This is a genomic window from Paenibacillus sp. WC2504, from assembly GCF_052682475.1.
The window spans coordinates 690,032-707,760 of the sequence record NZ_JBQZFH010000001.1 but is presented as its reverse complement, the minus strand read 5'-3'; the positions used below and the strand labels follow the sequence as shown (position 1 = coordinate 707,760).

14 protein-coding genes and 1 riboswitch are annotated in these 17,729 nt (G+C 50.3%); of the genes, 6 read left to right on the top strand and 8 right to left on the bottom strand.

All coding sequences use genetic code 11. The annotated features are described in order from the left end of the window. Positions 1 to 33 precede the first annotated feature (33 nt). The 5 genes from ACUN27_RS03295 to ACUN27_RS03275 form a co-directional block, all read right to left on the bottom strand. Entirely contained in the window at positions 34 to 1,869 is a 1,836-nt protein-coding gene (locus ACUN27_RS03295) for an APC family permease (protein ID WP_315952945.1), read from the bottom strand. 97 nt (positions 1,870 to 1,966) lie between these two features. Then, positions 1,967 to 2,127: riboswitch (cyclic di-AMP (ydaO/yuaA leader) on the bottom strand. Positions 2,128 to 2,312: 185 nt separating this feature from the next. Continuing rightward, a complete protein-coding gene (locus ACUN27_RS03290) occupies positions 2,313 to 3,542 on the bottom strand; it encodes an NAD(P)/FAD-dependent oxidoreductase (protein WP_315952944.1) in 1,230 nt (409 codons plus the stop codon). Positions 3,543 to 4,109: 567 nt separating this feature from the next. Continuing rightward, the gene (locus tag ACUN27_RS03285) at positions 4,110 to 4,886 is read right to left on the bottom strand and encodes an EcsC family protein (protein WP_315952943.1); all 777 of its coding nucleotides are present in this window, start codon (positions 4,884 to 4,886) and stop codon (positions 4,110 to 4,112) included. A 132-nt stretch (positions 4,887 to 5,018) separates the two neighbouring features. Then, positions 5,019 to 6,680 (bottom strand): ATP-binding cassette domain-containing protein, encoded by a 1,662-nt coding sequence (locus ACUN27_RS03280; RefSeq protein ID WP_445558371.1) that lies wholly within the window; start codon positions 6,678 to 6,680, stop codon positions 5,019 to 5,021. Beyond that, positions 6,671 to 7,507: an ATP-binding cassette domain-containing protein gene (locus tag ACUN27_RS03275; protein WP_445558370.1), complete on the bottom strand. Its 837-nt coding sequence runs from the start codon at positions 7,505 to 7,507 to the stop codon at positions 6,671 to 6,673. Before ACUN27_RS03275 ends, ACUN27_RS03280 begins: the two co-directional genes overlap by 10 nt. A gap of 124 nt (positions 7,508 to 7,631) precedes the next feature. On the opposite strand from ACUN27_RS03275, the gene ACUN27_RS03270 reads away from it, so the two are divergent. The 3 genes from ACUN27_RS03270 to ACUN27_RS03260 all read left to right on the top strand — a co-directional run bounded on the left by ACUN27_RS03270 (position 7,632) and on the right by ACUN27_RS03260 (position 11,261). Then, the gene (locus ACUN27_RS03270) at positions 7,632 to 8,234 is read left to right on the top strand and encodes a biotin transporter BioY (protein ID WP_445558369.1); all 603 of its coding nucleotides are present in this window, start codon (positions 7,632 to 7,634) and stop codon (positions 8,232 to 8,234) included. Between the two features lie 284 nt (positions 8,235 to 8,518). Beyond that, entirely contained in the window at positions 8,519 to 9,994 is a 1,476-nt protein-coding gene (locus tag ACUN27_RS03265; RefSeq protein WP_445558368.1) for an S-layer homology domain-containing protein, read from the top strand. Positions 9,995 to 10,079: 85 nt separating this feature from the next. After that, positions 10,080 to 11,261: a YncE family protein gene (locus ACUN27_RS03260; RefSeq protein ID WP_445558367.1), complete on the top strand. Its 1,182-nt coding sequence runs from the start codon at positions 10,080 to 10,082 to the stop codon at positions 11,259 to 11,261. 531 nt (positions 11,262 to 11,792) lie between these two features. Here ACUN27_RS03260 and ACUN27_RS03255 read toward each other — a convergent pair. Together ACUN27_RS03255 and ACUN27_RS03250 are read right to left on the bottom strand one after the other, a co-directional pair. Beyond that, positions 11,793 to 12,494 carry a response regulator transcription factor gene (locus tag ACUN27_RS03255; protein ID WP_315952937.1) on the bottom strand — a complete coding sequence of 234 codons (702 nt, stop codon included), beginning with the start codon at positions 12,492 to 12,494 and terminating at the stop codon, positions 11,793 to 11,795. Then, complete coding sequence (locus ACUN27_RS03250) at positions 12,463 to 14,697, bottom strand: ATP-binding protein (RefSeq protein ID WP_315952936.1); 2,235 nt, start codon at positions 14,695 to 14,697, stop codon at positions 12,463 to 12,465. Before ACUN27_RS03250 ends, ACUN27_RS03255 begins: the two co-directional genes overlap by 32 nt. Positions 14,698 to 14,959: 262 nt before the next feature. On the opposite strand from ACUN27_RS03250, the gene ACUN27_RS03245 reads away from it, so the two are divergent. Next, entirely contained in the window at positions 14,960 to 15,370 is a 411-nt protein-coding gene (locus ACUN27_RS03245; protein WP_315952935.1) for a MarR family winged helix-turn-helix transcriptional regulator, read from the top strand. Between the two features lie 119 nt (positions 15,371 to 15,489). Further along, positions 15,490 to 16,335, top strand: a complete 846-nt coding sequence (locus tag ACUN27_RS03240) for an SDR family oxidoreductase (RefSeq protein WP_315952934.1) — start codon at positions 15,490 to 15,492, stop codon at positions 16,333 to 16,335. Between the two features lie 52 nt (positions 16,336 to 16,387). Here ACUN27_RS03240 and ACUN27_RS03235 read toward each other — a convergent pair whose 3' ends face one another. After that, a complete protein-coding gene (locus ACUN27_RS03235) occupies positions 16,388 to 16,684 on the bottom strand; it encodes a Rieske (2Fe-2S) protein (RefSeq protein ID WP_127456847.1) in 297 nt (98 codons plus the stop codon). A 186-nt stretch (positions 16,685 to 16,870) separates the two neighbouring features. On the opposite strand from ACUN27_RS03235, the gene ACUN27_RS03230 reads away from it, so the two are divergent. Further along, positions 16,871 to 17,659 (top strand): hypothetical protein, encoded by a 789-nt coding sequence (locus ACUN27_RS03230; RefSeq protein WP_445558366.1) that lies wholly within the window; start codon positions 16,871 to 16,873, stop codon positions 17,657 to 17,659. Positions 17,660 to 17,729 lie beyond the last annotated feature (70 nt).

Genomic DNA, 17,729 nt, shown 5'->3' with positions numbered 1-17,729 from the left:
TCTACATCCGGTTTACCCCTTTATTGTACACCTCTACTCATGCAAATGATAGGGCACCGTCGCAACGACGATATCTTTATCGGCTTGCAGCTTCGAGCGAATACGTGCGGCAGACTGGTTGTGGAGCAGGCGGTGCCACCATTTTTTCGGCATGAACTGGGGCAGGATCACCATGATCGATTGCTTTTCCGAAACATGGGTATCGACTCTTTCAATAAACTCAGCCAGCGGCTTCAAAATGGTCCGATAACGGGATTTGAACACGACAAGCCGAACGCCCGGATCCCACTTATCCCACTTCTCCTGCATCGCTTCTTCATCCTCATCCGAAAACGAGACGTAGAAAGCAATGACATTGGGAGATAAAGATTTGGCATAGTTCAAAGACTGCGCTACAACGCGGTGAATGCCCGCAACAGGTACAATGATTACAGGTTCCTTCACGCATACGCGTTCTTGTGTGATATCAATGCGCAGTTGTTTGGCTACATCATCATAGTGATTGCTGATTTTGGTTATTCCCCAAAGCAATAGCGGCGTCACAATAATAACAATCCAAGCGCCTTCACTAAATTTGGTGATACAGAAAATAATAAGAACGGCAAGGGAAACGATTCCCCCTAACCCATTAATAACGAACTTGCCGATCCAGCCAGCCGGACGTTCTCTGAACCATTTGCGGACCAAACCGCTTTGGGCAAGGGTAAAAGATAAAAAGACGCCAATCGCATAAAGTGGAATAAGTGCATCGGTTTTTCCTTTGAAAATGACGAGCAAGATACTTGCCAAAACACCTAACGTTACGATCCCGTAGTGAAACGACAACCGATCTCCCCGATACGAGAACATGCGCGGAAAGTTTTTATCCTGAGCCATAATGGATGCCAAAATAGGAAATCCGTTGAAGCTCGTATTCGCAGCCAATACTAGAATCAGCATGGTGCCAATCTGTGTGGCATAATACATGACGCCACGGCCAAACGCTTGCTCCGTAACCATCGACAAGACCGAAGTATGTCCATGCGGGTCAGGTGCAATTCCATAACCCAAGCTCAGCAAGGTGACGCCCCCGAAGACAATCGCCAATAGTGTACCAAGCGAAGCCAGGGTTCTCTTGGCATTCTTGACAGATGGCGTACGGAAATGCGGCACCGCATCGGATATCGCCTCAATCCCTGTCACGGCCGAGCAGCCGGATGAAAAGGCTTTTAGAATAACAAACAAAGTCAATGAGCTCGTCATCGAGCTGGGAACAACTTGGAATTCATGCATATTCATGGATCCTGTCAGCATATCGAAGATCCCTTTGCCGATCAGCAGTAAAATACACAGGATAAAAAAGTACGTTGGAATCGCGAACACCGTTCCGGATTCAGAAGTGCCCCGCAAATTCAGCCAAACCATCAACCAGACAAGCACTAAGGCTATGGGGACAATATAAGGCACTGTAACCGGGAATGCCGACGTTATCGCCTGCACGCCTGCTGAAATCGAAACCGCAACGGTTAACGTGTAATCAATCAGCAGTGAAACTCCGGTGAGCCTTCCCGACATCATGCCCAAATTTTCCTTGGCCACCATGTAAGCTCCGCCGCCCATTGGATAGGCCTCAATCACTTGGCGATAACTTAAAACAAGAAGCATGATTAAAGCAATAATCGAGATTGCAATCGGCAATGAGAAAGCAAAAGCAGCAACCCCAACAGTTGCAAGCTCTAGCAAAATTTGCTCCGTGCCATAGGCTACCGAAGACAGGGCATCTGAAGACAGGATGGGCAGAGCCTTCCATACCTGCATTTTCTCAGATTCCAGCTCCGCTGATTTCAGCGGTTTGCCGAATACAATCTTTTTCAATGAGTCACTTGTCATGCTGTGAAATTCCTCCAAATAACCTAGTTTTCAGCTTGATTTCCCTTTTTTAGGCGCAAAAAAACACAAGGATAGACCTTGTGCTTAGCCACATGTTCTCCTTTCTCACGACCGCTTACGAGGTTAGCTGACGGGTTCGGGCTGCGAGAAATCTGCCCTAAAGGTAGCTGCCGCATGCGACAAGACACACCTTACTCACCCCGTTGAAACCTATGGTTCCCCCGCTTTTCTAATTAGAAAATTAAGCGAAATATTCAACTGTTAACGTACGAGTTGATACTACTCTCTTATTGGCTCATAGTAAAGGAGAGAATAATCTTAAAAAAGATTATTCCCTCCCCGCATTCATTTGATAATCCGCTTACAATGATGTAATCCTTTCAGTATCTCTGTTTTACTAGCTTATTGTCTGATTCATTAGATTTTCGGGTATTTCAGCAAAATTAATTTCTCACATGACGCTTCCTTGTGGCTTGTTTTTGCTTAAAAATCATCTTTTTGAAGATGAGTGGGATACCGCCAATGAGAAATAAATAGCGGGCATCGATTATTTTTTTGAGGAATGCGGCCAGCCTGCCTTTCACTTTTTTGACCTTCAGGATACCAATTGCTTCTCCGCGACCAAGCGAGGCGACCGTGCCTTTGTAATCGTAGGCAAAAGGTCGTAATGGCTTTCCACTCAGTGAATAGTATAAATTTTTTGCCGTATTACAACCTTGTTGGACGGCGATTTGGGCATTGGCGGGGTATGGCGTGCCTTCCGGGCTCATGACAATCGAGCAATCACCCGTAATAAAAACATCGGGAAACTGCAAGGAACGCAAGTAGTCATCCACTTTGACCCTGCCGCGTTGGACGTGGAAGCCCGCATCTTGCAGCAAGGAATTCCCACGAACACCTCCCGACCAAATGACCGTGCCGGCAGGTATGAATTGGCCGTCTCCCAACAGCACGCCGCCGGGCTCGCATGCCTTGATGGCGGTAGATAATTTATATTGAACCCCTTTGCGGCGCATCACGTCCATGCCGTATTCCACGAGGTCATTCGGCAATCCTGGCGGCAAAGCAGTAGGCGATGCTTCGATATTGATGATCTGAACAAGGGAAGGATCGACGTCAAACATGTGGCAAAGATCAGGAATTCGGTCAGCCAGCTCCCCAACAAACTCCGTGCCTGTAAAACCAGCGCCTCCAACAACGATTGTCAAATATTCCTTATGCTTGGAATCCAATTTATATTTAGCGAACATATACTGTGTATGCTGACGAATGAAGCGAACACTGTTAATGCTGTTAATTGTCATCGCATACTCGCGCAATCCCGGAATGCCGAAGGTTTCCGTCTCACTCCCAAGCCCCACGACCAAGTAGTCGTAGGTGAGGACTTCGTCCGTCAGAACCACCTTTTTTTCCTCAGGTACGATCTGCTGAACCGTTGCTTTGATAAAATGAATTTTCCGCTCATCGATCAGATCCTTAATTGCTACACGCGCATTCTCATGATGATCAGTGCCGGCTGCCGGCATATGCAGATGTGTCGTCATGTAGTGATAGTCGTGTTTGTTCACCAGCGTGACCGCCACTTCATCTGCTTTGATCAGCTTCTGCAGCCTTATTGCCGTTACAAGCCCACCGTACCCAGCTCCCAGAATAACCACCTTCGGTCTACTCATCTGAATCCTCTCCTCCGATTACATCATCTTTTTTCTCTACCATCGTTGGTGAAAAAGATCGACCAAACCATCCAGGGTTGTCATGTGAAAAAAATCACATACTCGTTCAGGGCGTACACATGGTTTGGCTCATCATTAGTATATGTGCCTCTTTCCTAAAAATCACTGGAACATTGCCTAGCTTGGTCAAAAAAGGCTGTGTGGTATGGGGGGCGGGTGCAGCGGCATAAGTGCGCGGGGCGAGGGGATGCGGGACGTAGGGCGAGAGCGCGTGGCGGGCACGTGGCGGACCAAGACATTGAACGGCGTGGCGAGCGCGTGGAGGGGCTAAGGAGTTGGACCGCGGGCTGGCGATGCCTCGCCTCTTCTCATTGGATAAATTCCAATGAGAACTCCTTTTTGAGGCCGGATTTCCGCGTTCCGTTGGATGAAATCCAACGAAGCACGCCGCAACAGCCCACAGGATGCCAATTTCCCCCTACCTATTGGATTTCATCCAACCAAACCAGCATTTTAGCAAGGAAATTCGCACTTTCATTGGATTTTCTCCAACGGGAATCCACCCGTTCACTGCTCACCCTCAGCCTCCAACCTGGTTTTATCCTCTAACCGACGCAAGCGAAAGCTGTTCATGCCCGCCACGCCCAACTCTTCCAGCAGGCCAAAATTCGCCCATGCGCCTACGACAGCTCCAATGCCGGGGACAAGCTGCAGCATTTTACGGAAATCAATAGTGTCCCGATATTCCTGCTGCAACTGCTGCCAATCCACTTGATCCATATAGGCGTCAGACGGCGGAAAGCCGCTTGCGACCTCGTGCCAATTCTTGATCGTGTCTAATAGAGCAGGTTTTTTCGCTGGACTAGAGAACGCGATTTGAAACACATACAGGATAAACAAACGCTCTCTATAGTCCTTCGTGGAGTAGCCATAGGCGTGCGCAAGCTCGAACAGAAATTTCAACTTGATCCCTATCAGAATCGGGAAGTCCGCCAGGCCGAGCAGAATTCCTCCCGCTCCCGTACCTGCTCCCTCGGCAGCCGCAATCTTTTTATAAAGCGACAGCAGTTCCTCTGCTTTCGCATCACTTTCAGCTAGAGAAGCGCCTACAAGCGGGTCATTCTGAGGGATATAGTTCATCCCGAACAATGTCGTCTGAAACATCCCTCTGACGGTGGCCGTGATCGTTTTGTGCACCTTTTCCGGGATGAGCTTATTGATGTTTGTGGAGACGGATTTCGAGGCTTTTTCAAGCAAATTTGGGGTTTTCTGTTGACGTATTTCCCAGAGCTTCACTTTACGCAGCATTTGCTGCTCATAGATGGTGTAATCAGAAAATTTCATGCTTGTCACCGCCGTCCGAGTTTCTTAGTCAAAGTATAGTATACGGGGCTTGCGTCCTCAAGATTCCCCCTCGATCTACAGCCGCCAAGCACAAAAAGAGCAGCTCCTCCAGAATGAGCTGCTCTCTCCCTATTAGTAACGCATAACGATCAGCACACCAAAAACAACTACGCTCCAAATAACGATCAACGTGTCCTTGGGCTGCCAGCTCAGTGTGCTTTTTTTCAGCAGCTGCTGCTTGCCGTCGATTTTTTTCATTTCCATCGCTACGGTCATTTGCTCAGCTTTGTGAAACATGGCGAGGAGCAGCGGTACAACCAGCGCCGGGATATCTCGCATGCGTACCATGCCGGGTCTGATCGCTGCTTTGCCTCTGGCCCTCACTATCGCCGAAAATCGCTGCCACTCCCGCAAAATAAGCGGGATGAACCGAAACAAGAGCGAGACTGCCAAAGCAAATGACTCCACCGGCAGCTTCATTTTGCGAAAAAAAGACAGCGCCCAATTCAGTCCCTGCACAAGCTGACCATACGGCGTAGACACGGCCAGCCAGTAGCCGGCCATCAGGATCAGGAACAAGCGCGTGAGGACGAAGCCCGCGCTCCACGCGCGCTCTGACGCGAAGCCAAGCGGGAATGGCCCGTCGGCCGTCCTCCACTCCAAGCCGGCCAGCACAATGGAGAGGAACATGAAGATCACGAACGGGACGGCGATCTTCCAACTGCCGCGAATCGCGGCGCGTGGAAGCCCGAGGGACGAAAGGCCCAAGAGCAGCGCAGAAGCCGCGAGGCCGCTCCACACCTGCAGCTGCATCGTTCCGATGACAAGCAGCAGGTAGAGCAGCCACTTCGCGCGCGGATCCCGCGCTAGCCACGCGGCCTGCGGCGGCGCCGCTGGCGCAACGCGCGCGGGCTTCGGCGCTGCCGCTTGCGGCGCCGGCCCCGGGCTTGCGCTGCTGCGCTCGCGCAGCGCCTGCAAGATCGCCGGCGCAGCCAGCTCCGGCGCGAGCAAATCCGGCGCGATGGCGATGCCGCGTCGCGCAAGGGCTTGAGCGGCCTCCACGCAGCTCGGGAGGCCGACACCCGCGCGCGTGAGCAGCTCCGGCGCGCGGCACAGCTCTGCCGGCGACCCGTCGAAGACGAGCTCGCCGCGGTCTAACACGAGGACACGGTCTGCCAACGGCAGGAACGTGTCCAGGTCGTGCGTGGCGATGACGTAGCCGCCACGCTTCCTTTCGCGAATCATGCGCAGCAATTCGCGAACGGCCGTCGCCTCGAGGCCGGCGGTTGGCTCATCCATGAGGAGCCAATCCGGCGCCGTGGCGAAGGTTGTCGCCAGCGCCAGCCGGCGCTGCTCGCCACCGCTTAGGCCAAACGGCGAGCGTTCCAGGGCGAAGACGCCGCGGGGGTCGAGGTCGGCGCAAGCGGCTCGGATGCGGTGCTCGCGCTCGTCCTCCGCAAGCCGGTAAGGGCGCAGCGAGTAGGCGAATTCCCCGCGAATGCTGCTGGCGAACAGCTGCTGCTCCGGGAATTGAAAAATCAAACCCAGCCGCAAAAGATGCGCTTGGTCTACCTTTCTTTTATGCCACAAAGGCTGGTCATCAAGAGTAATAACTCCTGAAGCTGGCTCCAAAATACCTGCCATGACCTGAAGGAGCGTCGATTTTCCCGAGCCTGAATGTCCGATTAATACTGTAACGGAGCTGTCTGAAAGCTCAAAACGGATATCTTTCAACAGCTGCTGACCAGGATCGTCCGGGGCGTTGACTTGAATATTTTGCAGGGCTATAGACATGAATTTGCCACCGCCTCTGCCAGCTCATCCATATCCAAGGGAAGCAGGCGAAGCTCACAGCCGTACTTTAGCAAACCGAAAGCTGTCTTCACCACATAGGGCGAGTCGAGACCTAACTCGGTACATGGCGACCTCTCTAACGACTTATCTTCACTCTCTCCATAAAAGAAAGCCCGGGGTCCCCCATCAAACGTGATCCGTCCGTCACCAAACCCGATGACGCGCGTCGCATCCGCCACTTCTTCCAGCCGATGCGTAATCCATACAATGGTAGTACCTCGCTGATGGGCTTCGCGCACAGCCTGTCGGACTCCTTGTCTTGCCGCTGGATCCAGCATCGCCGTTGGTTCGTCCAGTACCAAGATTTCAGGCTGAACCGCAAGGGCAGCCGCCAAATTAACCAACTGCTTTTGCCCCCCGGATAAAGTGGAAAGCGCTCGTTCGAGCGGGAGCGACAAGCCCACAGCTGACAAGCTTTGGAGATACCAGGCTTTGCGTTCTTCTATTGTTAAATCCTGTTTACCAGGCAGATAATCGAATTCCTCTTGAATCGTTTCTCCTACGAACTGAGCATCCGGCAATTGAAGCACGCCTCTAATTTGCCCAGACTCATTGCGGATCAATTCACCGCTTGAGAGGGGACTTAAGCCCAGTAAACTGCTCGCTAAGGTGCTTTTGCCGCTGCCATTCGGCCCGATGACGACCATCCATTCACCCTTATGAATATCTAAAGAGACGTCCGACCATACCCGCCTCCCTTCTTCCGATTGTGTTCGATAGACGACGGAGGCATTCCGCAAAGAAGCCACAATTTCTCGATTTGCCATATATAAAATGTCCTTCCACTTTCATAAAAGATGTGCTATGATCTGAATGATTTATTGTTAACCATTGATATAAATTGAAGTTGACAATACATAAACAATAACAGAAACAGGAGCGATGGACAATATGAAACTCACTTTGCGCGGCGTTGTTTTCAGTGCACTTTTTGCAGCAATTCTTGTCTTATTCAGCTTTGCAAGCATCTCACTACCTTTTACACCTGTCCCTATTACTCTGCAAACGCTAGCGGTTATGCTTGCCGGCGGCTTGCTCGGAGCACGTTACGGCTTCTTCAGTATGGCTCTCGTTGTGATCCTGACGGCAATCGGGTTTCCTCTGCTTCATGGAAATGGAGGTTTAGGCATCGTGCTCGGACCTACGGGTGGTTTTATTATGATCTGGCCGTTCTCCGCTATGCTGATTGGTATGATCCTGCCGCGTGTTCGTGTGAAAGGCTTTATGGGCTACCTAGCTGCCTTCCTCGTGCTTGAGATTTTCGATTCTCTGCTTCTTTACCTTGCCGGAGTTCCGTGGTTGATGTACAAAGTACCGACTTATACGTTTGCAAAAGCGATGGCAGCGGCTTGTTACCCCTTCCTCATCGGGGACGCGATCAAAGCTGCGGTTGCTGTGCTGATCATTGTGCCGGTTCGGCAAGTGTTTTCCCCAGAGCGGCTTACCGGGTCCTCTTCGCACAGCGTTGTGCAGCGTACGGATGTCAGAATGTAAACATCTAATGCGGTCCCTTAATCGCAAATCGTTAAATTACAGCCTTGCTGCTCATTTCTTTGAGCGGTGAGGTTTTTTTATGCTTGCTTGGCATGTAGTGATGTGATTTTTACGTTTTTGTAATGTGCAGGTCTGATTTTTTATTCGATTGTAATGCTCTGACGTGTAAGCTTGATCTTGTAAGCAGGCACGACGCAAGAAGTACCATGCAGACGCATGGACATGAAGCAAAAAGCAACTATGTAAACCTAGCAACGCCATTATATTGAATAGGAGTGTTATAGATGAAAAACAACAAAAAAGTAATCGCCGCTTTGACCATTACAGCAACTGTAGGCTTGTCCGCAATTCTACCTTTCAATGCTTTGGCCGCGAACCCTTTCGCTGATGCCGCAAATTCTTCCAAAGTACAAGCTGCTATTGAACAATTGGCTCAACAACAAGTGCTTTCCGGATATGAGGATCATAGCTTTCTTCCTGATCAGGCTGTAACTCGCGCTGAAATCGCCAAAATGGCCGCACTCGCTTTACACGTCAACGTGGACACAGCAGCAACGACTACATTTAGCGATGTAACAAAAGGAGATTGGTTCTACACTTACGCTGCTGCCCTTGAATCTGTTGGAGCTATCTCTACTACTAACGGTCAATTCCAAGGCAGCTCTACAATCTCTTCCGAGCAGTTGGCAGACGTTATTGCGAAGGTGTTAAAAATTGATGCTGCCGCAGTACAGCAATTACCGAGCTATTCGTCATTGACAGGTAACTCCGTGACACGTGGTCAGGCCGCTCTACTCATTTTCGAAGCGCAGCAATTAGCTCCTATCCATGTGACTAAGCTGGTGGTTTTGAACGCAATTACCTTGCAAGTCACCTTCTCTGCACCGATTCCTACGGCAGAATTAGAACTTGAACCTGCGTCCAAAAACTTTGTTTTTGACAATGGTTTGGCTATTAACAACGTTCCACGTTTAAAAACAGGTTCCACTTCAACGTACATCGTTCCAGTTCCAACACAAAAAGCCGGCACGACCTACACACTAACATATAAAGGTGAGCTTGCAGGCACTTTTACAGCGAGCACAGAGAAAATTGCTTTGGATTCCACGCAGCAAGTGGCCAATGACGTTTTTGAGGTCGAGTCCCATTTGACTGATGGCGTAGCGGACTACGGTTATGTCATTGCAGCCTATGCCAAAGGTCGTCCAGGTGCCTTTATCGTGGATGAGAAGAACCAATACAATGGCATGACCTATCAAATTCTTTCTTCGATGCGGAACCGTGTGGTGCAAATTACGCCTGAGGGAGGTGCACCGATGACGGCCACCTATTTGCCTTTCACACAGGCAACGGATGGTCGTCAAGCGCCTAAATTCCTTCTGCCTAACGGCGAAACGTTGAAGCCGGGCGTGACTTACACAGTTTCTGCGGACTGGGCTACTTTGAAAAATGCTACATTTACAGCGAAAGACATCGCGCCGCTAACGATTCAATCTTCTTCCGCAGTGGATGCGAAAACGATTAATGTGGCCCTTTCCCAGGATCCAAAGGATGAAATCTTCGTTTCACGCCGTGTTACTTTGACGGGTACAGACGGTACTGTACTGACAGCAGAATACACGATTACCACACGTAAAGGTGCTGTAGGTACTTTCGCTCTGCTAAATAACGGCCAGCTTGTGCCGGGTATGACTTATACTGTCGCTCCAGAAGGCAAGTGGGCTACGGCTGCGGGAGTAAGTTTGACTGTAGCGAAATAAATTTTTATGAAGCGTATTGGGAAGGAGTACCTTGAATGAGGTGCTCCTCTTGTTCTACCATTCATTCCAATGAGGTGATTGATATATGCTTTTCAAAAATCGTGCGTTATTCTCGATGCTGACGTTAGTTCTTTTCATGGTTGGCTGCAGTTCGCGTCCTGCGCCTGTTGCGATACCAACTGCAACGCCAACGCCAACTCCTACACAAACGCAAGAACCAGCACCAGCACCATCAACAACACCTACAACAATGCCTGCTCCTGAACCGCCTGTGTCAAAAGGGAAATCAAGCCTACTCGTAACTCACTCCAAGAGTGATTATATGTCTTTCCTTGATCCAGCCACGGGTCAATTCGAAAAGCTGACGGTTGGCAAGGCCCCTTTTGCCATTGCTGAAGGTCCTAACCATCTCGCCTACATATCCACCGCGGAAGGTGTTGCTGTCGTGGATACGCAGCAGCGCAAACGTGTTGCGTTAGTACCATATAAGGCAGCTGACGCCATCGGCAAGCCTCAATTTGGTGAATACCGTCCCGGCGGTATGGGAATTGCCGTATCTCCTGACGGCAAATTCGTCTATGTCGGTGTGTACGTGACTGGTGGTGGCAGAGGGATGAAAAGCCAACTGGAGATCATGGATGCAGAGAAACTCGCCATGACAGGCAGTGTCGCTGTTGGCGTTCGGCCATTCGATGTGGTGACTAGCCTTGACGGCAGGGAGGTCTACAGCATCGATCACGATTCCTACTCCGTGACCGCTGTCGATCCTTTGCAGCTCAAAGCTCGCACGCTGGAAGTAGCTCCCTTCGGCAAAGGCGGCTTCGAGAAGCCGCATTACGCGGCGGTTCGTACTGATGGCCGCCTGCTCCTGCCGTATCAGGGGCGAGGACTGGTCGTGCTTGACCCAACTAGCGGCAAGTACGAGACAAAGCCGCTGACAGGCAACACGCACCAAGAGGGTGTGGCCCTGACAGCGGATGGTAAGCAGCTGCTCATCGTCGGCATTGGCGCTGCGGGAAGCGTAACCGGCAAGCCTAACTTGACGGTGCTCGACGTCGAGACGTACGCCGAGAAGATAATCCCGCTGGAGCGGATGCACCAAATGGTCGCCGCGAGCGCGGATAGGCGTTACGCCTACCTCACCGGCGGTGTCACTTATGCAGATACTGGTTGGAACGGGATGACCGTGGTAGACCTCGTCTCTGGCGCTGTCCGCGACTTCGTGGTGCCGGATTATCCGCTTGATGTGCAACTGCTTTCGGAGTGAGACTCTCGGCCAACTTTTGCTGCACCATCCACACTTTCTTCCCCTGAGACGGCCTATTCGGTTGTCTCGACCGTATCTAGCTACTTTTCTTGAGGTGAGACAGCCTTTTGTACGCTCTCGGCCAACTTTCGCTGCACCATTCACACTTTCTTCCCCCGAGACGGCCTATTCGGCTGTCTCGACTGTATTTAGCTACTTTTCTCGAGGTGAGACAGCCTTTTGTGCGCTCTCGGCCAACTTTTCTGGCACGTCTGTACTCATCTTCAACCGAAACTGCCTCCCGGATGGGAACTACAGGGCGCTATTTCTTCGAAAAGCACCCAGTTTCGAGCTGAGAGGGAACTACGATCCGCTATTTGCACCCTTTCGAAGGGAAACCCAGAAATTCCGTGCAAATAAGGCCCTGTAGTTCCTTTCCCGGCTCCACCCCCTCCATAATCGTCAAAATAGAGGACCGTAGTTCCCTCCCTCACCAACATCAAACAAAAAGCCCCCTCATCTGATAACAATCAGACAAGGGGGCTTCTGCGTTCACTCCTGCTTCGCCATATAACCTACCCCCGGGTAGGTTACAATCAGCTCGGCAGCAGCGCCTTCCGCTGCGCTTTTGATCTTCTGGCGGATGCGGGCGATGGTGACCCGCAGGTACTCGACCTCGTCGCGGTACTCGCTTCCCCAAACCTCGCTGAGCAGCTGCTCATGGGTCATGACTTTCCCCGCATGCTGCAAAAGCAGCGCAAATAAGTTGTACTCGGTCTCCGTGAACTTCACCTCGGTGTCGCCCAGCCAAATACGGCGCTGGGCGAGGTTCGCGGTCACAGGGCCGAGCGTGATCTCGCTCGTGGTGACCGGCGGTGCCATGCGGCCATCCATGCGCCGCAGCACGGCATTCACTCGCGCGAAGAGCTCGTCTAAGGAGAATGGCTTGGTCAAATAGTCATCCGCCCCGAGGTTAAGCCCCTGCACTTTGTCCGCTCCATTGCTGCGCGCGGTCAGCATGATGACCGGAACGCTGGAGTAGGAGCGCAGCCTTTTTAACACATCGAATCCGTCCATGCCCGGCATCATCAGATCAAGCAAAATTAAATCCGGATCGAACTCCTCGGCTTTTTCCAGCGCCTCCGCCCCGCTTTGGCAGGTCAAGGTTTCAAAATCCAATGATTTGAGATTCGCCGCAATGAAACGCACAATTTTCGGTTCATCATCGACGATCATGATTTTCTTCTTGTTCATGTCCGTTCTCCTCCCCTAGAAACCTCGGTATGGAGAGAGTAAATGTGCTTCCCTCACCAAGCTTGCTTGCCACATGGACTTCTCCGCCGTGCGCATCCATGATGCCTTTGCAGATCGCCAGCCCCAGCCCTGTCCCTCCGGATTGACTTCTCGAAGAAACATCCACCCGGTAGAACCGGTCAAATAGTTTGTCCACGTGCTCCGCAGCGATACCAATGCCATTGTCCTGCACATCTAAATAGACAAAATGCTCATCCGCATGAGCCGAAATTCGGATAATCGGGTGCTGCGTATTATACCGAACGGCATTGGTGAACAAGTTCACGAGCACCTGCTCCATTCGCAGTTTATCTACATAGATTAGCGGCGTATCCTCCGCCACGTTCACCTCAAATTGCGTATGCATGTCGTTTGCCTGCTGTGGAAGTCTTCGCATCGCGCTTTCGACAACGGCCTCCACACGTAGCGGCAGCGGGTTGATTCGCATTGCGCCGGAATCGATTTTGGAAATATCCAGCCAGTCGTCAATCAGGTCCTGAATACGCCCGATATCCTCGTGAATGCCTTCTAGCAGCTCTTGCTTAAAGCTTTCTTCCCACTTCGCATCGACTCGTAGCAGCGTTTCTACACTGCCGCGTATGCTGGTGATGGGCGTTTTGAACTCATGGGAGGCGAGTGAGATCAGATCATTTTTCAAAGCATCGATTTCATGTTCCTTCGTCATATCGCGCCACACATAACCTCGGCCAAAAACCCGTCCTTCTCTAGCCACCTGAAAAGCCGATACCATCATAAAACGTTTTTTACCCTGACCACTTTTTACCGTAAAAGTCCCTTGTACCCTCGGCCCCGCCGTCAACTTCTCCAGTTCATCCTGACGTTCAGGCAGCAGCAGCGCAATACGATCAAACAACGCCGATTCCTGCATAATCGCCAGCTCAGGCATCGGAATAGCGAAAATTTCAGCCATCCGATGATTGGCATATACCACTTGATGCGCCATATCGATCAATACGACGGCATCGGACATGCTCTCCAGCACCGCATTCAAAGTCGCATGCTCATCCTGCAGCCGCTGGGTCCTCTCTTCGACACGGTCCTCCAACTCACTGTTGAGCTGCAGCAGCGCGCCTTGATTCTCTTTGATCTGCTCCGCCATCTTGAAGAAATCATCTGCCAGCAATTGCAGCTCCAGAGGCGCCCCTTGCGGAACGACCTTGCTGTCCGGCTCTACGAATGTTCCTCCTGCCAGGCGTTGGGTGTATCCAACCAAAGCATGGATGGTGCCATTCAACCTTTTCGCCAAAAGACTGCCGAGCAGCACCGTCAAAATAAGCGTAACCACCAAGAGGAAGATCGTAATACTTAGCGACTCTGTAAAAGCGGCATTAACCGCAGCTTTGGATTTGCTCACCCAAACGATCCAATCGATATCGGGGATGGCTTTGTAAGTAATCAGTTCTTTTTGCTTGGAATTGCTTAATGCATAGGTTCCTTCGCCTTGCTTCTGACTCCGTGCGTCTGCAACGACTGGCTCCTGCGATAAATCCGCCAACGTTGCGGTCAACGCCTCATTCGGATGATAAATGGGCTTGCCAGCATGATCCAGTACCACGGGATATGCTTCTTTTCCGTAATCGTACTTCGTCACAAGCTCTTTGATGGGCGTAAGCTCCAGCACAGCGAGCACAAAGCCATCAGGCTGTTTATTACCTTTATAAATGGGTACTGCGATGGCGACAGCCGGCTGGTTCAGCCCTTCCGGTCCGATGAAAAGCGAAGAGATGATGGTGTTATGGGCGGTCTGCACCCGTTTGGTGTAGTCCCGATCTTTCACATCTGTACCGATCAGCGAATCATTGGCCGTGGTATGCGTAGCCTTAATGAAACCATTTTGATCAACCACATAAATACCTGAGAAACCAGCCAAGTTCTGCTGCAGCGATTGCAGCTTTAACGTCAAGCTCTCGCGCGTCCGAAAGGCCGCATCCGAGGCTGAAATCGTGGCCGCCAGCGTTTCAACCGCATTGCGGTGATAGTACATATAATCCTGCACAGCGTCCCCCAGACGGTAGGTCGTCAGCTGCTGGTTCCTATTGGACTCCTGCGTAATATGCGTTATTTGATAAACCTGAAAGGTGCCAAGAATCAGAACCGGAATCATTGCCATGATAGCAAACGTTACCGTCAAATGTGATCGCATGGAATAATGCTTCAAAAGCGTTCCCCGCCCTTCCTTGATCTCTCTATTTTATCATTAGAAAAAATGTAATGAAAATGAAATGTGTTTTTCATCTGCTTTTAATGAACTGGGCCTATAATAAGTCTCAACCCCCCTTTAAAATATATATACTTAAGACCTGCAGCCCGTTGCTGTGGGTCTCTTTTTTTCCTTCCAGCTGCTTGGATCCCAAGTATGACCTTGCTATAATGTATAGATACTAAACAAAAAGGGCGGCTGAACCATGAACCAAGATCTCCTCATCACGTACAAATTTCGCGAAATTAAAAATGCCCTCTCCTCCTATTTGACGCAAGTGCTTCCCCATTTTCACATTTCACCGATCATGATGTATGCGTTAGAGTTTCTTCGCAAGCATCCGGATTGCATCGCCGTTGATATGGCCAATGAATTTGGCCTAACTCGGGGAGCGATTACCCAGCTGCTGGATAAATTAGAAGAGCAGGAGCTAGTGATTCGCAAGCCTCACCCTACTAGCCGCAGAAGCCTGTTGCTGCAAGTAACGGACAAAGGAAATAAGCTGATAAACGATATCTTGGAAGCGTATAATAACAAAATTGAACAGCTCTTCACGCCATATACCGAAGATGAGCTTGCGCAGCTCAAAAAGCTATTGGAGAAGCTGCCGCTATAGCACGAAGATCCCGACCTTACTCATGTTGGGATTTTTTAAATGACTTGACTATTCTGTTGAATTAACATACTGTATAGTTATTAAACAGTTTATTACATTAACATTTGGAGTGGTGAATGATGAGCAAAAGCAAAGTTATCGCGATTACCGGCGCCTCCTCTGGCATTGGGTTAGCGACCGCCCTGAAATTTGCAGAATTAGGCTGGACGGTTTATGCTGGAACACGCCATGTAGAGCGTGATCAAGAGCAGCATGGGCACCGTGCGAATCTTCATTTTATAGAGATGGAAGTAACAAGCCCTGAGTCGCTGGAGAAAGCTTTTGCTGTGATCGACCGGAATCACGGTTACATGGACGTCCTGTTCTGCAACGCTGGTTTTGGTTTTTTAAGAGCATTAGGACAAGCGACGATGGAAGATATTCATCGGGTTTATGATACGAATGTGTATGGGGTTATGCATACGATCCGCGCTGGACTTCCGCTTTTGCGTAAATCAGACGCCGGACATTTGGTAGCCACAACAAGCGTTGGCGGTCTAGTGGGACAACCTTTCAATGAAATCTACTGCTCGGCTAAATTTGCCGTTGAAGGTTTATTAGAAAGTTTAGCTACGTACTACAAGCCAACCTTCAACATTGATGTTACGCTGCTTGAGCCCGGCGCGATTGCAACTAATTTTAACCAGACGGTCCTTGGGCATGTCCAACAAACCGGCGGCATTCTGGAAGATGAATATAAACCGATCATCACGCAATATTTGGACGCCTTCTCCAAACGGAACTCGGTGCCCCAAACGTCGGAATCGGTCGCCGAAGTCATGGTGAAGCTGATGGAAATGGATCCGAAACCGCTGCGCATTCGCACTTCAGAGGCGGCGGAAGCTTTTGTACAATATAAAGTCAGCCAAGACCCTACCGGTTTGGACGGTATGCTGAACACACGTAAGCTGCATTTGAATTTATAAAAAAATCAGGACCCGCCTAACCGTTCAACGGATAAGGCAGGTCCTTTTGTTTTTACACATGCGCAATAAGCTGGCCTTCTTTGACTGTAACGTCATAGGCCGTAAGGCTTTTGGTCGGCACATTCAGGCACGCGCCTGAGTGAAGATCGAATGTCCAGCCATGCATCGAACATACGAATTCCCCTTTTTCAGCCTCCACAATAGCTCCCGCATGCGGGCATCGGCTGGAGACGAGCCTGTACGTTGCTTGATCCTCAGCTTGAATTAACCAATACAAGTTCTTATCGAACACAACTTCTGCGGGCAGCTTGGTGAAACTTTCGACAGGCCCTAACAGCACTTCTTTCATGTAGACACTCCCCTGTTTATTCTGTTTCAGCATACAGTTTACTACATTTTTTAGTTCAGGTGATTCAAGCCAACACATAATTTCCCACAATGTTACGATAGGATGTCCATAATCTTACGGTACATTTAGGTTGTAAGGGAGAGGCACCTCACCTACATACCCCAAAATCGAGAGGAGTTTTCTACAATGAAAACACAATGGAAACGTCGCGCAAGTCAAGCTAGTCTGCTAGCTTTTATGGTAACAATGGCTTTCGGAGCAGTAGGCAGCGCATCAGCGGCTGACACGACTACAACAGATACGAAAGCAAGCACTGCAATCACATCAGCAACACCGGTAATGGCAACCAGCGCGGTTCAGCTGCACTCGGTCTCAGGCAGCCTGTTGCTGCAACCAGCTCATGAGCGTAACTATTTGAAGCTATTGGTCAGCAACTATGCTCCGGAGAGCTTGACTGCATGGAAACAAGCGTTAGAGGATCGGAAACAAGCTGAAAGCGAGATGCCGAAGCCTGCTTTTGCCAAAACAATGGTGATCAAAAGCGCAGCTACAATTCAGCCAGCTACGCCAGGTACGTTGGAAACTAAAATGTTCAAACTCGATCCTGCTCAACCGGCTCCAACTTTACCTGACGGCGAAGCGGCTCAATTGCTCCCAAGTAAAGAAGCAATGAAGTTCACCGTTATCAAAGACGGCGCGGACGCTACCGCGACCATCCAAGCACTTCCACTTGAGGGAACAGCTATCTCTGGTGATATAATTAAAGCAGAATCATCCGAAGCGTTCAAGCGCCAACAAAAGCTAGCGGAAGCTGTCGAAGCTGTCGATGCAGCTACGATCCAAAGCCTGTTGCCTGAGCTGCTCACGGATTACAAAAAAGAAACGGAATCGCTGCGCAACTTCGCAAAAACATTGAAAGAACAAGCTGCCAAAGCAGATGAGAAATCAGCAGAGAAAGCTGAAGAATCTAACTAACTTTTTATAGATAAAAGCAAGTTGACTTTTCCGGTGGACCGAACGCAAAATTATGCGAACGGCTCCACCT

Coding starts and splice junctions, on each gene's coding strand:
- ACUN27_RS03240 (WP_315952934.1), top strand. CDS start 15,490: ATGAGCAAAAGCAAAGTTATCGCGATTACCGGCGCCTCCTCTGGCATT.
- ACUN27_RS03280 (WP_445558371.1), bottom strand. CDS start 6,680: ATGTCTATAGCCCTGCAAAATATTCAAGTCAACGCCCCGGACGATCCT.
- ACUN27_RS03245 (WP_315952935.1), top strand. CDS start 14,960: ATGAACCAAGATCTCCTCATCACGTACAAATTTCGCGAAATTAAAAAT.
- ACUN27_RS03255 (WP_315952937.1), bottom strand. CDS start 12,494: ATGAACAAGAAGAAAATCATGATCGTCGATGATGAACCGAAAATTGTG.
- ACUN27_RS03235 (WP_127456847.1), bottom strand. CDS start 16,684: ATGAAAGAAGTGCTGTTAGGGCCTGTCGAAAGTTTCACCAAGCTGCCC.
- ACUN27_RS03230 (WP_445558366.1), top strand. CDS start 16,871: ATGAAAACACAATGGAAACGTCGCGCAAGTCAAGCTAGTCTGCTAGCT.
- ACUN27_RS03275 (WP_445558370.1), bottom strand. CDS start 7,507: ATGGCAAATCGAGAAATTGTGGCTTCTTTGCGGAATGCCTCCGTCGTC.
- ACUN27_RS03295 (WP_315952945.1), bottom strand. CDS start 1,869: ATGACAAGTGACTCATTGAAAAAGATTGTATTCGGCAAACCGCTGAAA.
- ACUN27_RS03285 (WP_315952943.1), bottom strand. CDS start 4,886: ATGAAATTTTCTGATTACACCATCTATGAGCAGCAAATGCTGCGTAAA.
- ACUN27_RS03260 (WP_445558367.1), top strand. CDS start 10,080: ATGCTTTTCAAAAATCGTGCGTTATTCTCGATGCTGACGTTAGTTCTT.
- ACUN27_RS03250 (WP_315952936.1), bottom strand. CDS start 14,697: ATGCGATCACATTTGACGGTAACGTTTGCTATCATGGCAATGATTCCG.
- ACUN27_RS03290 (WP_315952944.1), bottom strand. CDS start 3,542: ATGAGTAGACCGAAGGTGGTTATTCTGGGAGCTGGGTACGGTGGGCTT.
- ACUN27_RS03265 (WP_445558368.1), top strand. CDS start 8,519: ATGAAAAACAACAAAAAAGTAATCGCCGCTTTGACCATTACAGCAACT.
- ACUN27_RS03270 (WP_445558369.1), top strand. CDS start 7,632: ATGAAACTCACTTTGCGCGGCGTTGTTTTCAGTGCACTTTTTGCAGCA.